Annotated in this window: 11 protein-coding genes; 7 read left to right on the forward strand and 4 right to left on the reverse strand. The window is 61.5% G+C overall.

Annotation, left to right across the window (positions count from 1 at the left end; genetic code table 11):
• Positions 1 to 103: 103 nt before the first annotated feature.
• Positions 104 to 1,879: a DUF4012 domain-containing protein gene (locus tag ACOQFP_RS25635; protein WP_421585892.1), complete on the forward strand. Its 1,776-nt coding sequence runs from the start codon at positions 104 to 106 to the stop codon at positions 1,877 to 1,879.
• 92 nt (positions 1,880 to 1,971) lie between these two features.
• Positions 1,972 to 2,106 carry a hypothetical protein gene (locus tag ACOQFP_RS25640; RefSeq protein WP_341244509.1) on the forward strand — a complete coding sequence of 45 codons (135 nt, stop codon included), beginning with the start codon at positions 1,972 to 1,974 and terminating at the stop codon, positions 2,104 to 2,106.
• Here the strand turns inward: ACOQFP_RS25640 and ACOQFP_RS25645 are convergent.
• Both ACOQFP_RS25645 and ACOQFP_RS25650 read right to left on the reverse strand, forming a co-directional pair.
• Positions 2,103 to 2,687 (reverse strand): YveK family protein, encoded by a 585-nt coding sequence (locus ACOQFP_RS25645; protein ID WP_421585893.1) that lies wholly within the window; start codon positions 2,685 to 2,687, stop codon positions 2,103 to 2,105. The genes ACOQFP_RS25640 and ACOQFP_RS25645 overlap by 4 nt on opposite strands.
• Before the next feature lie 63 nt (positions 2,688 to 2,750).
• Positions 2,751 to 4,355 carry a polysaccharide biosynthesis tyrosine autokinase gene (locus ACOQFP_RS25650; RefSeq protein WP_421585894.1) on the reverse strand — a complete coding sequence of 535 codons (1,605 nt, stop codon included), beginning with the start codon at positions 4,353 to 4,355 and terminating at the stop codon, positions 2,751 to 2,753.
• A 753-nt stretch (positions 4,356 to 5,108) separates the two neighbouring features.
• Here ACOQFP_RS25650 and ACOQFP_RS25655 point away from each other — a divergent pair.
• The gene (locus ACOQFP_RS25655) at positions 5,109 to 6,245 is read left to right on the forward strand and encodes a glycosyltransferase (protein ID WP_421585895.1); all 1,137 of its coding nucleotides are present in this window, start codon (positions 5,109 to 5,111) and stop codon (positions 6,243 to 6,245) included.
• Here the strand turns inward: ACOQFP_RS25655 and ACOQFP_RS25660 are convergent.
• Positions 6,194 to 7,135, reverse strand: a complete 942-nt coding sequence (locus tag ACOQFP_RS25660; RefSeq protein ID WP_421585896.1) for a glycosyltransferase family 2 protein — start codon at positions 7,133 to 7,135, stop codon at positions 6,194 to 6,196. The two genes, ACOQFP_RS25655 and ACOQFP_RS25660, sit on opposite strands and share 52 nt — an antisense overlap.
• Positions 7,132 to 7,650: an acyltransferase gene (locus tag ACOQFP_RS25665; RefSeq protein WP_421585897.1), complete on the reverse strand. Its 519-nt coding sequence runs from the start codon at positions 7,648 to 7,650 to the stop codon at positions 7,132 to 7,134. The genes ACOQFP_RS25660 and ACOQFP_RS25665 overlap by 4 nt, the downstream gene beginning before the upstream one ends.
• A 563-nt stretch (positions 7,651 to 8,213) precedes the next feature.
• Between ACOQFP_RS25665 and ACOQFP_RS25670 the strand changes: the two genes are divergently transcribed.
• The 4 genes from ACOQFP_RS25670 to ACOQFP_RS25685 all read left to right on the forward strand — a co-directional run bounded on the left by ACOQFP_RS25670 (position 8,214) and on the right by ACOQFP_RS25685 (position 14,222).
• A complete protein-coding gene (locus ACOQFP_RS25670) occupies positions 8,214 to 10,292 on the forward strand; it encodes an acyltransferase family protein (RefSeq protein WP_421585898.1) in 2,079 nt (692 codons plus the stop codon).
• 52 nt (positions 10,293 to 10,344) lie between these two features.
• Positions 10,345 to 11,208: a TylF/MycF/NovP-related O-methyltransferase gene (locus tag ACOQFP_RS25675; RefSeq protein ID WP_421585899.1), complete on the forward strand. Its 864-nt coding sequence runs from the start codon at positions 10,345 to 10,347 to the stop codon at positions 11,206 to 11,208.
• Positions 11,209 to 11,426: 218 nt separating this feature from the next.
• A complete protein-coding gene (locus tag ACOQFP_RS25680) occupies positions 11,427 to 12,824 on the forward strand; it encodes a polysaccharide biosynthesis tyrosine autokinase (protein ID WP_421585900.1) in 1,398 nt (465 codons plus the stop codon).
• A gap of 27 nt (positions 12,825 to 12,851) precedes the next feature.
• Positions 12,852 to 14,222, forward strand: a complete 1,371-nt coding sequence (locus ACOQFP_RS25685; protein WP_421585901.1) for an O-antigen ligase family protein — start codon at positions 12,852 to 12,854, stop codon at positions 14,220 to 14,222.
• The last annotated feature ends 18 nt before the right edge of the window (positions 14,223 to 14,240 follow it).

Here is a 14,240-nt window from a genome sequence, read left to right on the forward strand (position 1 = left end):
GGCCGTTCATTCGTGCAATCGAACGACAGGTGCGCCGGATCCGCATTGTCCCTTTAGGCTGTGCAGTCGAACTCCTTCCCTTTTCACCGAGAGGCCACCGACGATGGCGAACAGTTCCACCGATGTCCGTGGTTCTCGATCCGGTAAGAAACGGCCGATCCTCGCGACGGTCGGCGTGTTGCTGGTGCTGGTCATCGCGTTCTTCGCTTGGTTGGGCTACGAGGCGTACACCGCGCAGTCGTCTCTGACCGCTACCCGCGATTCGGCGAATCAAGCCAAAGATGCTTTGCTCGACGGCGATGCGGCCGGCGCGGAGGCAGCGGCGGCGCGGGCCTCGGACTCGGCCGAGGACGCGTTGTCGGCGACGACGTCGATCCCGTTTTCCATCGCCAAAGCCGTTCCTTTCCTTGGTAGTCCGCTGAAATCGGTGTCACAGATCACCGATGTGGTGCACGGGTTGGCCGTGGATGTTCTCGCTCCCGCGTCGGCTGCCGGTGCCAGTTTGAATCCCAGCAGCCTCGTCGATGGCGGCACAGTGGATACCGCTGCGTTGCGGGACGCGCAGCCGGTACTCGAGCAGACTTCCGCGGCGGCCGAGGCGCTCAGCGACCGCGCGCAGCAGGTGGACAAGCCTGCGTTCCTCGGCGTGGTGGACGAGGCTCGGACGTCGCTGATCGATCAGACTCACGAACTCGCGACTCTGCTCACCAACACCCGTATCGCCAGTGAACTGTTGCCCTCGATGCTCGGCGACAACGGGCCGCGCAGCTACTTCCTCGCGTTTCAGACCAACGCGGAAGCGCGCGGCACCGGCGGTTTGCTCGGCGGCTACGGCATCGTTCGGGCCGAGAACGGTACGCCCCGGGTCGACACGCTCGGCAGCAACCGCGAGCTCGAATTCGCGAAGCAGCCTATCGATCTGGGTCCCGAATACAACGCACTGTGGGCTCCGCGAAACACCACTGTCGACTTCCGCAACTCGAACGCGAGCCCGCACTTTCCGTATGCTGCCCAGATCTGGTCGTCGATGTGGACGGAGCAGACCGGTGAAGTGCTCAACGGTGTAATTGCCACCGACCCGATTGCGTTGAGCTACATCCTGGGAGCGACCGGCCCGATCACGTTGGCCGACGGCGAGCAGATCACCGCCGACAACGTCGTCGAGATCACTCTCAGCACTGCGTATTCCAGATTCGGCGACGATCAGTTGGCCCGCAAGGCGTATCTACTGGAGATCGCTGCGGCCGTGGTGGAGAAGATGACCACGAACGCGACACCCACCAGATCCCTGCTCGACGCGGTGGGCCGCGCCGGCAGTGAGGGTCGTATCTCGGTGTACAGCGCAGATCCGGCCGAGCAGGCGATTCTGGCCGGCACCAAGGTGGGCCACACACTGCCCGATAGTCCCGCTCCGTACGCCAATGTGGTGGTCAACAATGCCGGCGGTAACAAGCTCGATTACTACCTGACCCGCGACATCACGTACTCGGCCGAATCGTGCACAGCCGACACCCGCAAGTCGACGGTGACGGCAACGCTCACCAACAATGTGGATCCGACGGGTCTGACGCCGTACGTGGCGAGCACGTTCCAGACCACCGTCCCGTTCGGCACCAACGAGTCGATCGTTTACCTGTACGGCACTCAGGGCGCAAAGATCACCTCGATGAAGGTCAACGGAATCTCCGGCTTCTCCATCCAGTCCGGCACCGAGCTGGGCCGTCCGGTGCAGGCCGCGTATCTCACCATTCCTCCGGGCCAGTCGCAGACGGTCACATGGGAGCTCGAGGAGCCCTCGGCCCCGGGCGAGGCGACGGTGCCCGTGCAGCCTCTGGTGGATCAGCCGACGATCGAGATCGACGTTCCGCAGTGCGGATGAGTCCCGGTTTATTCGTCGCAGTCCCAGTTCTTGGTCACAGTCAGTACGCGAGTGGATGCAGTTGATCGCCGACTGACCTACAGTTCTTTTCCGTGATCAGAAAACGACGCTCGGGCGAGATCCGGCCTCCGGAACAGACACATCCATTTCTTTGGATCACGTTGGTGGTTCTCATGATTGCCGTCGTCGCGTTGTTCGTCCTCACCGAGTACGAGGGCCGGTTCTAGCGGCTCGCAATTCGGTGACGCGCGAGCACCAGCGCGCTTCCGATCAGCAGGCCGACCACAGCGCCGATCGCCAGATACATCACGGTATTCGGGCTGATCGGCGAGTCGGACGCCTCGGCCAGACTGTAGAACTTGACCTCGTGCGAGGGCGCGTCACCGTTCGTAGAAACTTCGATCGCCGAGACGAGCTCACTCAGTTCTGTCCCCATCGTGTTCGCGATGTCGCGGGCGAGCTCCGGAGAGTTGTCGGTTGCGACTATGTCGAACACGACGGTCGCCGGTGAATACGATGTAGTCACTTTCTCGGTCAGCTCCGCAGGAGTGAGATCGAGTCCGAGGTCTGAAACAACTTTCGACGCCAAGACTGTGCCGGTTGCCAATTCCGCGTAGGACCCCACAACTTGTTGCGAGAACACATTCGTCTCGTACACATCACTTCGAATCTGATTCGACGTGGAAACGAACATCTGAGCGCGCGATTCGTACTCCGGGGTTATCAACACCGTGATCCCGAAAGCTATCGACATCGAGGCGATCACGGAGATTGCAACAACTCCCCATGCCGATCTGATGACTCTCACGAAATCTGATGCCCTCCGAGCCGGACCGTAACGGGCCGACGTTGCCTCGCGGAACTGCTCGAACTATTTCCGCAAGTTCGGGTTGTCAGAGCCGTTTCTGGGTGTTTCGGTGGGCACCTCAGCGCGACGCCTCGGCGAGTAGGGGGCCGAACTCGACGCGGCTGTGCGTACGGCCCCGGTCGGAGCGGCGGAGGCGGTCTGCGCCGGGCCGGCATACCCCGAGGCCGTCCGCGGCGACGGTGCCGCGGCGGGAGGAGCAGCGGGTGGTGCCTGGGGTGCGGGAACTGGCGGCGCTACCTGCTTGGGCAGGTTGGTATCGGCAGCGTAGTTGTACGAGTAGCTGTAGATATCGCCCTTCTTGGAGGGCGTCAACGCCAGGACAACGCCGAGTACATGCGCGCCGATGGTCTCGAGGTTTCCGATCGCCCGCGTCAACTCGGTGGACTTCGTATGTCCGTACCGGGTTACCAGCAACGCACCGTCTGCGTGGGTGGTCAGCACAGCCGAGTCGGTCACCGGCAGGAGCGGAGCACCGTCGACGATCACGTAGTCGAACTTGGAGCGCAGTTCGGCCAACACAGCACGAGAAGCTTCCGAACCCAACAGCTCGGACGGGTTCGGCGGAATCGGGCCGGAGGCCATCGCCTGCAGGCCTTCGTACTTGGTCGGCTGCAGCACCTCATCCACCCGCGCCTGTCCCGCGAGGACGGTACTCAAGCCGACCGCACCGATCAGGCCCAAGTACTTCGAGATACGCGGACGGCGCAGATCTCCTTCGACGAGCACAACATGATGACCGGCCTCGGCCAAAGCCACGGCCAGGTTCACCGCTGTGGTCGTCTTGCCCTCACTGGGGATGGCACTGGTGACGACAATGACCCGTGGTGGATGGTCGACCTCGAGGAACTGCAGGTTGGTACGTAGCTCTCGGAAGGCCTCCGCACTGGACGACTGCGCGAGGTCCTGGAAGTCGACGGCCGGGTGCTTTGTGCGTTCCTTGTCGAATGGGATGGTGCCCACGAGTGCCCTGCCGGAGATCGCCTCGATCTCGCGGCGGTCCTTGATCGTGTTGTCGAGTCGATCGCGCAGGACGGCGAGTGCGATACCGAGAAGCAGACCCACGGCCGCGCCGAGGGCGAGGTTGCGCTTGGTATTCGGGGTTACCGGTGTTGCGGATACGTCGGCCTGCTGGAAGGTCTTGACTCCGGCGGACGGGGTGCCGCCGTCCTCGGGTGTCTCCAACTCGCGCACCTGCGCGGTCAACTCGGAGGCCATCGCATTGGCAATGTCACGCGCCCGCGCCGGCGAGGCATCGGTAGCGGTGATATCGAACAGAACGGTGTCGGGAGTCGACGACGCCTTCACCTTCGCAGCCAACTGAGCTGGGGTCAGATTCAGCGGTAGCACGTCGAGTACCCGGGCCGCCAACGCTTCGCTGGTCACCAACTCCGAGTACGAGGCCACACGCTGCTGGGAGAACAAGTTTCCCTGATACGTGTCGCTCACAGATGCTCCACCAGAAGTGGAGACGAACATTCTGGCGCTCGACTCGTACTGCGGCGTCGTCAACAACGACGCACCCAGTGCACCAAGGATCGCGACGACCACGGTGACGGCGATGATGATCCATCGCGCCTTCAGGATTTTCAGATAATCCTGTATCTCCATGCTTCGTGCTCCTCGTCCGTTCGTCCAAACCCCGCAACGGGCTACTGTGAGGCTCAATCGTTACATAGCTGCATGCTTTCCGCGTACCAGATGCGACCGGGTGCATTGACGGCCAATTCATTTGGCCGGTATATGCGCACAAAGAAGAGATTTCCCCGTTGTGATCCGTCACTGCCCGCACTGCGCCCGGTTCCGTCCGTCGACGACACCACACGATCGCATCGCCCCGCGGCCATGACGACACTGCTGACAGGGACGATATGTACAAATTGCCGACAACGACACTCGAGGTGATCCTCGACACTCCGCCTAAGCTATCTACCCAAGCTATCTACCCAAGCTATCGACCCAACGGAAGCACTCGGATCGCTCCGGCTACCCGCGGCTGGACTATCAGCGCGTGGCATCCACAGCAATCCGCTTCGCGCAGGCAACGATTCTCCGGGGGCAATGCCACGCCTCTGCTCGAAACGTGCCCTGAGGCCAGAACAAACCGAATCCTGAGTTACAACGGATCAATCAGGAGATAGCGCGCGGTATCGACCCTGATCCGAGTGCTGAATCCAAATACATGAACAGGTTCCGGTCGCGGAATACTTTTTGCGAAAACTGTTCGGGCGAGCAAGCATTCGATGCATTGAGTTGCCGCACCTCGCTGGGACTTTCTGTATAACATCGCATTCAACAGCGCAGTCGTCGATAGTGTTCGGGGAGCGACGAGCGCATGGATCATCGATTCCAGCAGGGGCGCTCATGACTCGTACTGTCGCAATCATTGGTACACGGGGATATCCGAGTTTCTACGGCGGGTTCGAAACTCTCGTCAGGCACCTCGCCCCTTACTTGGCCGATCAGGGGTGGAACGTCGTGGTGTACGGCCGACAGGCCGCGCTGAGCACCAATCCGGCGGATATGGATTCGAGAGTGCGGTCGGTAGTCACTCCAGGTTTCGACAGCAAGTCTGCGAGCACGCTCACCTATGGTGCCACCTCATCGATTCACGCAATGGTGACGAAACCTGATGTGGCACTGGTGATGAACGTCGCAAACGGATTCTGGCTACCATTTCTCCGAATCAGGAAAATCCCCACGATGGTGAACGTCGACGGAATCGAGTGGGAACGGGAAAAGTGGGGCTGGCTCGCCAAGACGATCTTCGCGATCGGAGGTAAAGCTACGGCACAGCATGCGACGACGCTCATCTACGACTCCCGAGAGCTGGGTGCGCGCTGGGAGGATCTCTCCGGCCGGTCCGGTGTGTTCATTCCGTACGGGGGCGATCCCCGCACAGGTGACGATCCTCCGGACGGACTCGGCAGACGCAAGTATGTGCTGATGGTCGCGCGCTTCGTACCCGAGAACACCATTTCGGCGTTCCTCGACGCCGCCGAGAAACTCAGCGATCGTTGGAACGTCGTCATCGTCGGATCATCAGGCTACGGCGGCGAATTCGACGAGCGTGTGGAGTCCCTCGTGGCGGACAAGCCCAACGTCCGCTGGTACGGGCATCTGAGCGACGACGACAAGCTGTTCTCGCTGTGGGAGAACGCCGGCGCATACTTTCATGGACACAGTGTGGGCGGCACCAATCCCGCACTGGTGCAAGCAATGGCCTGCGGCGCACCGGTAGTCGCGCGCGACACCGTGTACAACAGGGAGGTACTCGGTAAGGGTGCGCTCTTCGTCGACCCCACACCCCAGAGCATCACTTCAGGTATCGAGACATTGCTCAATGACACCGATCTACAGCAGAAACTCAGCACCATCTCGACCCAACGTGCGCACGATCTCTACACCTGGGAGCACGTTTGCGCTGACTACGACCGTGCGTTACGCAGTCATCTGCCTTCGGAAGCGGTTGTCAGCGAGCCGAAGACCGCTCGGGAATGAATCGCGAATCTGCGGGCCGACAGTCGATGTTCGGCAGCTGACTCACCAACAGACTGCACCCGAAACACCAGTGATCTGAACGCGAGACCCGCACCCACCACCACTCCCCACCACAGACGCTGCACCCAGCATCGAGCTAGATCTGTGCGGTAGAACTCGTACAGGTTGAGCACCCAGGCAGAGTCGGTCTCGGGGAGCGGCTTGTTGTTGCTGCGGCCCACCAGATGCCCTGCCCGCGCTCGTGGTTGAACCAGTACTACGCCACCGGTACGGCCGACGCGCCAGCAGAACTCGATGTCCTCGGCGTACATGAACCAACGCTCGCTCAGTCCGCCGAGCCGACGCCAGGTGTCGGCTTCGACCATCAGGCAGGCACCGGTCACCCAGTCGACGGTCACTACATCGTCTCCGATGTCGGAGGGCAGAAGATAGTGCCCTTGCAGCCAGCGGCGGCCGCGGGCCAGCCTCGAGACTCCGAAGTAGTGAGTCGCCATCGACCACGCGGTGGGCATCCGTCCTGCTGCGGCCACGCGTACGCCGTCGGTGTGGATGAGCGGGGCGACGATGCCTCCGTTCGTGGACGCCACTGTTTGCACGAGTACCCACACATCGTCTACCGCGATGACCGCATCAGGGTTGAGCAGCATGATGTTTCGTCCGTTTGCCTGTGCGGCCGCTCGGTTGACTCCTGCCGCGAATCCGAGGTTACGGTCTCCGAGGATCACTCGAACGAGCGGAAAGTCCCGCTGGATCAGGGCCACACCGTCGTCGGAGGAACCGTTGTCATACACGATGATCTCGAAGGTCGAGCCCAATGCCGACAGGCATGCGTCGATGACGTGTGAGCTGTTGTATGTGACGATCAGAACGGAGACGTCCGGTCGAGTCATCCGGCGGTGTGCTCCCGCGCCTTGATCAATCGTGCCGGCACACCGCCCACGATCGTGTAAGGCGCAACGTCTTTCGTGACCACCGACCCGGATCCGACGATCGCTCCCTCACCGATGGTGACTCCCCGGGTGACGACGGATCCGGCCCCGATCCAGGTGTCCGCACCGATCGCAGTCGGGCTGCGGATGAAGCCCTGACGGTTCATGGGCGCGGAGGTATCGGCGAATTCGTGATCTTCGCTGAATATCGACACGTGGGGGCCGATCATTGCGTTGTCCCCGATGGTGATTCCGCCCTGGCCCCAGATCACGTTGTACATTCCCACGGCCACTCCTGCACCGATGACCACGCCGACGCCCGGCTCGGAGATCACGCCCGACCCGTTGATCGACGACCCTCGTCCCACCGTGGTGCGATCTCCGAACCTGATGCCGTGGGCCGAGTGTGCATCGATGGCAACCCCGTCACCGAACACGACGCCAGTGCCAACGTGCAGTTTGGCAGCGTTGCGCACCTTTACCCCTCGCCCGCGAAAGTGCAAGGCCGGTCCACGCAGGTACGGTAATCCGCATAGTTGACCCCGCAGCGCTTGTATGGAGCGATCCACGACGAATCCGAAAAGTGTGCCTACAGGAATATCCTCGGGCATGCGTCTTTGCCGTAGTCGCCAGTAGACCTTGTCGATCAACGCGTGCAGCATGGCACTCCCTAGAGTCGAATCCGGTGCGCTCACCGTAGCTGCATGAACGGGATTGGGCATCTCGATTCACATTTCCCCGGGGCGAACATGTTGCACCGCAGTAGCAATGGAGTCTTCGTCGCCGAAACATTGCCACTAAACATTCGTCGAGTTGGTTATTGCGGAGCTTCACTCGACCTCACAAAGAGTACGAGGACAAAATCCACACTTCGGCCTGAATACGTGTTTCTTGCGACGCACAAAAAACCTCCGATCGAGGCTACGATTCTGCGCATTGGCCGGAACAGTCCGGCATCGCGCGATCGCATCGAGGGCTGCAGATGAGACTGCTCGTGAGGAGGGACGGGGCGACGTCCCCACCACCGAAGGTTCGCGATGTGCCCGAGAAATCCAACGACTTCGGATTTCTCCTCGATATCCAGGGCCTGCGGATGATCGCGGTGACATCGGTCGTCTTGCAACACGTCTTCCAGTGGCCGGCGGGCGGATACGTCGGTGTCGACATGTTCTTCGTAATCTCAGGATTCCTCATCACCAGCCTGCTGCTGCGCGAGGGCACGCGCTACGGACGCGTGTCCATCACGGACTTCTATCGGCGGCGCGCCCGCCGCATCCTGCCGATGGCGTTGTTGGTCATCGGCGCCACCGTCACAGCGTCGTACGTACTGGTACTTGCCAGCAGATTCGAGTCCATCGTCGTCGACAGTTGGTGGTCGGCAGCGTTCGCAATGAACTGGCACCTGGTTTCGGTGGGGACGGACTACTTCCAGGCGGCGTTGCCGCCGTCACCCTTGCAGCACTACTGGTCACTTGCAGTCGAAGAACAGTTCTACGTGGTCTGGCCGCTACTGATGGCGGGGTTGCTGGTCATTGCGACGCGGTGGCGTAAGAACCTCCCGCTACGCCCCCTCGTGGCAGGCTTTGCAGGCGTCGCCATTGCCGCCTCGTTCTTGTGGGCCATGGACGAGAGCATTGCGAACCCGACGGCGGCGTACTTCTCCACCTTCAGTCGAATCTGGCAGTTGGCGGCTGGTGCGTTGCTGGCTGCTATAGCCCCGCTGCTCCGCGATACGCCGGTGTGGCTGCGGTCTGTCATGGCCGTCACCGGACTTGTCGGTATCTCGTACGGCGTGCTCGTGGTCGGTGCTGCTGCCCCAGCCCCCTCCGGCGCGATTCCGGTGATTGCGACGTGCCTGGTGATATCAGCGGGAATCGGCTACTCGAAATTGGCAGTGACGTGGCCGCTCCGCCTGGGGCCGGTCGTATATGTCGGCGCAATCTCGTATTCGATCTATCTGTGGCACTGGCCGCTGGCGGTACTGCTTCTCACCGTCATGGACGTAGGTATCACGTACTACGTGGTCGCCCTGGTGGGCACGATCGTCCTCTCGATCGCGTCCTACCATCTGGTGGAAAAGGCGATCCTGGATTCGGAGTTTCTTGTGCCGCGGTCTCGACGGCGTGGCCAACGCCCGGCCGCGCCCGCCAGTCGCGACGGGCAGAGGGTGTTGGTCAGCGGTTTGGGTGTCGCGATGGTCTTTCTGCTGGTCGCTCTGTTCAATCAACCCACCATCGCGCTGCCGGTGGACAGCCCCAAGCCAGTCCTCGCCGCCTCGTCGGTCGGGCAGACTCAGGATCCGTTGGAGGCGGCGATCCGGGAGTCACTCGCTGCCACCTCGTTCCCAGCGACGAGTCCGCCGTTGGACGATGTCGAGAGCGGAAAGCCCATCGAAATGACACCAGAGGCGGGCTGCCTGGATCCGCCGGAACTCAGTCTCGACATATGCAACTACGGATCGGTGGACGCGCCGCAGTCGGCCATCGTGGTCGGCGATTCCTTCTCTGCAGCATGGTTGCATTCCATTTCCGGGGCGTTGGTACCCAACGGTTTTCGCGTGCACGGAATGGCACTGAACAATTGCCCGTTCATAGCCTCCGATGTGACCATCGGTGTCGCCCAGGACGCGACCGATCGATGCAATTCGAGTCGCGATCAGATGGTCGATCAAATCAACACCGCACGGCCCAACATGGTGGTGATGATCGACATGGAATACGGGATTCAACGAACGGTGAACACCGAGGGGTCCGTGCGGGCGTGGACCGCAGCACGCACCGAGATCATCGACCGTATCGCACCCAGCGGTGCGGCCGTCGTCATCCTCACCCCGAATCCGCTCGGAAAAGCAGCTACCGAATGCGCGGGCAGGCTGGCGGTGCCGTCCAATTGCATCAGTACCGTCTCAGAGAACTGGCTGAAAAAGCGTAAAGCCGACGAGGCTGCTGCAGAGCAGACCGGCGCGACATTCATCGACACCCGTCCCTGGTTCTGCTATCGCAACAACTGCCCACTGTTCGTATCCGGCATTGTGATCAGTTGGGATACCGGGCACATCACCCGGCAGTACGGCGAATACTTGATTCCACGACTAGAAGAAGCTCTGCTGCCCACATGAGCGGCACGCACATCGCAAGGCGCACCATCATTTTCGTTGCTAGTGTGTGCCGATGACCAGCGATCAGACGAACTCGGTTGACGTTCGACGTTTGTATCTGAATATCGTCAAACGTTCTCTCACGGGTGCCCTCGCCGAGGACAACGACTCGGTGCTGGGTGGCATTCGGTGGCAAGGCAATCCGTCACTGCCCAAACGGCTCGTAAGTAAGTTCGCTTCGATCGCGGCGAAGTTCGATGTCGAGATCGCCATCAAGAAGCGCTACGACGAGACGCACCGTGCCGTCGGCTTGGACTGGCCGTCGAGGGCCGAGTCGATGATCGGTCTGGCTCGGATGACCAACATCGAAGAATGCGTTTCAACCATCGTGGCGGAGGACGTGCCCGGCGATCTCATCGAGACCGGCGTATGGCGGGGAGGTGCGTCGATCTTCATGAAAGCGAACCTTGTGGCCTGGGGTGACGTCGAGAGAACTGTCTGGGTCGCAGACTCGTTCGAGGGTCTGCCGCCGCCTGATCCCACTAGATTCCCGGCCGACGCCGGCGACAGAAATCACGAGCTCGGCGGACTCGCCGTGGGGGCTCGGACAGTGCAGCACAACTTCGAGCGGTACGGCCTCCTGGACGAGAGAGTGCAGTTTCTCGTGGGGTGGTTCAAGGACACACTGCCCAGCGCGCCGGTGGAGTCGTTGGCATTGATGCGGCTTGACGGCGACATGTACGAATCCACCATTCAGGCCTTGGAATCGCTGTACCCCAAACTGTCGCCCGGCGGTTTCTGCATCATCGACGATTACGGTAGCCATTCCTCGCAGGCAGGGCAGGCGGTCCGTGATTATCGACGCATGCATTCCATCGACGAGGAGATCATCGATATCGACGGTTCCGGGGCCTTCTGGCGTCGATCATCGAGTTGACATGCGCCAGCACAATACCGGTCTCCGGTAGGTTTCTATTCGACAAACCGATACGAAGACTGTTTCGCCTCAGGAGCTTTCGTCCGCAATACGCAACCTCTACCACGGTCGTTCCGATAGTCCGCCAATTCGAGCCTCGGCCAGTACATTGAATTCGTCGACATTCGACCGACTCACGATGCCAGGCAGATTCGTACCGCTCAGGAGGTAGCCGAGTGATGGTTCGCGAATATGCGGCAGCGCTCCGCGCGCGATGGCTGATCATCGCGGCGACCACGATCGTCGGAACCATTGCGGCCGTGCTGTTCTCACTTCTCTCCACGCCCGAATATCAGGCCACTACTCGGTTCTTCGTCTCGACCACCGCGCTCACGGCAAGCGACGTCTATCAAAGCAACCTGGCCTCACAGCAGCGCGTCGTCTCGTACGCCGAGCTTCTCACCGGACGCACGCTGGCACAACGCGTCGTCGACCAGCTGTCGCTGCCCATTGGAGCGGACGCACTCAGTGCACAGATCGAGACCACCTCCACACCCAACTCGGTGTTGTTGGATGCCTCCGTGCTCGATACCTCCCCCCTCCGAGCCCGTGACATCGCCAACTCGATCGGTGAGCAATTTCCCGCACTGGTCAGCGAGCTGGAGACGCCGGCGGACGGTGGTACCGCGTCCGCGTCGGTTGCCGTCGCCGAAGCCGCCGAGACCCCTACCGAGCCGGTGACGCCGAAGAAAGTCCGAAACGTAATTCTGGGCCTGACGGTCGGCCTGTTGATCGGTATCGCAGGAGCTCTCGTCCGGGACAGGCTCGACAACACAGTCAAGAAGTCCGGCGAGCTACAGGAATTGACCGATAGCGTGCTGGTGGGCTCCATCCCGTTCGACAAGAAGGTCCGAGATACCGCACCCATCGACTTCGGTCGGTCCACCGCCCCTGTTGCCGAGGCCTACCGGGAACTGAGGATGAACCTGAAGTTCCTCGCCGTCGACAACCCGCCCCGCCTCCTGCTGATCACCAGTTCGATCGCAGGAGAAGGAAAATCCGTCACGGCTGTCAATCTGGCGCTGTCTTTGGCCGAAGTGGGCAACAGGGTCGCCCTTGTCGACGCCGATCTACGCAGGCCACGTATTTCGGAGTACCTCGACATAGTCGGATCAGTGGGCGTCAGCTCCGTCCTAGCGCACGATGCCACGGTGGACGAGGTGATTCAGACGACAGCCTTCGACAACCTATGGGCACTGGGGGCCGGACCGGCTCCACCCAACCCGAGTGAGCTACTGGGGAGCGCTGCTGCGCATTCGCTCCTCCACGAACTCAAGCGTGCATTCGATTACGTAGTGGTCGATTCCCCGCCCGTACTGCCGGTCACCGATGCAGCGACCGTGGCCACTCAGTGCGACGGCACGATTCTGGTGACCCGCCACGGATACACTCGCCGTGACGAGGTGAGCAGGGCTGCAGCAAATCTGGAAACGGTCGGTGCGCCACTGCTCGGAGTGGTCATGTCCGTGGTTCCGGCGTCCAAGAAGTCCGCCTACCGCTACGGATACGACTTCGAGCCGGGCCGTACCCCGCTTCAGCCTGCATCACCGTCGACCGTCCGCACCAACCGGCACTGATCGGATTCACCCGTCGTGCGGCCGCGTATGAGTGTTCGCCCCGATCGGTCCTCCGCAGAACTGGGCGGGTTCATCGTGCTCGCTTTCTCTGCGGTGTACACAGCGTTGGCAATCCCGTTGGCCGCGATTGTCGCCGTGTGTGCGGCCGCATCGTTGGCCGCCGTAGTCCTGTCACTCCGAAGCATTCGATGGGCATGGTGCATCTACTTTTCCGCTCTGTGCGCCAATGGATTGCAGTTCACCGTCAGCAATTTCACGGTGCGCCCCGAATACATCGCGACGCCGTTGTTCCTGGCCGCGCTCTACAGCTATACCTGCCGTGAGCCCGATGCCAGAAGTCGGTCTCCGTTCGCGGTGGGCATGACCATAGGGACGGTCGGGCTGGTGTCCGTCGGACTCACCTCGGGAATGCTCTTTGCCCCCGAAACTGCAGCCAGCCTGCGCATGGCCGTCCAATTGGGCGTGGCACTGATCGCGGTGGTTCCCCTGACTCGGGTAGCACTCGACCACGGATTCGTGGTGCGGTCGGGTACCGCAATCCTGTCTGCGATCTCGACTGTCAGTGTTGCCGGCTTCGTTCTGGACCCGAGTACCCGCGTCGACGGCCTGGCCTTCGAGCCCAACATCATGGGGTGCTTGTGTGCCGGGTGGATCGGGGTCTTGTACTACTTTGCAGGTGACCGGGCGGTGGTGACCCGGCAGGTGCTGTTTCTGGCGGGTCCGATACCCATAGCTCTGATACTCACCACCACGCGAGCGGCGTGGATCGCACTCGCGATCATCGCAGTCTGCGTAATGGTCCGAAACGCCACGAGATACCCGATCACGATCATCTGTTCTCTTGTCGCGTTCACCCTCGCCGTCGCGTACCTCCACGAGGTGTATTACCGCGTAGGCGACGCGGACACATTCTTGTGGCGGGTGGTCCACGTCATCGATACCGAGAGCGGTACCGGCGCGTATCGGCTGCAACTGTGGAACATCGCAATCGACCAGATCGCGGCCCGCGACTGGAGCGCTGTGATCGGGACCGGCCTCAACACGTTCCCCCAGTTCAATCCAGTGGATCCCACCAATGTCGCTGCTGCATATCTGAGTTCGATGTGGTTGGCGCTGATCTACGACGTCGGCTTCGTCGGCTTCGCCTTCTTCGCCGTGCTCGGGGTGAGCCTGTTCCTCGGAGTACGGCACAAGAAGCAGGCAATTCCGCTGTTCGCAGCTCTGGCAATCTGCACGTCGGTGACGAACGTGATCTGGTTCGCCTTCCCGTGGGTGTTCATGGCTCTCACAGTGACCGCCTCGCGTGCCGGGTCGAAGTCCACCAGTGCGGCGCGGGATGCTCGGAGGCGCAGCCATCATCGAGGACGTCCGCGACACCGAGTGGTGGTCAACGCATGAGCGCCCGCGGAGATGCAA

Source organism: Rhodococcus sp. MALMAid1271 (genome assembly GCF_049195265.1).
Classification (GTDB): domain Bacteria; phylum Actinomycetota; class Actinomycetes; order Mycobacteriales; family Mycobacteriaceae; genus Rhodococcoides.

Coding starts and splice junctions, on each gene's coding strand:
- ACOQFP_RS25655 (WP_421585895.1), top strand. CDS start 5,109: ATGACTCGTACTGTCGCAATCATTGGTACACGGGGATATCCGAGTTTC.
- ACOQFP_RS25650 (WP_421585894.1), bottom strand. CDS start 4,355: ATGGAGATACAGGATTATCTGAAAATCCTGAAGGCGCGATGGATCATC.
- ACOQFP_RS25675 (WP_421585899.1), top strand. CDS start 10,345: ATGACCAGCGATCAGACGAACTCGGTTGACGTTCGACGTTTGTATCTG.
- ACOQFP_RS25635 (WP_421585892.1), top strand. CDS start 104: ATGGCGAACAGTTCCACCGATGTCCGTGGTTCTCGATCCGGTAAGAAA.
- ACOQFP_RS25685 (WP_421585901.1), top strand. CDS start 12,852: ATGAGTGTTCGCCCCGATCGGTCCTCCGCAGAACTGGGCGGGTTCATC.
- ACOQFP_RS25680 (WP_421585900.1), top strand. CDS start 11,427: ATGGTTCGCGAATATGCGGCAGCGCTCCGCGCGCGATGGCTGATCATC.
- ACOQFP_RS25660 (WP_421585896.1), bottom strand. CDS start 7,135: ATGACTCGACCGGACGTCTCCGTTCTGATCGTCACATACAACAGCTCA.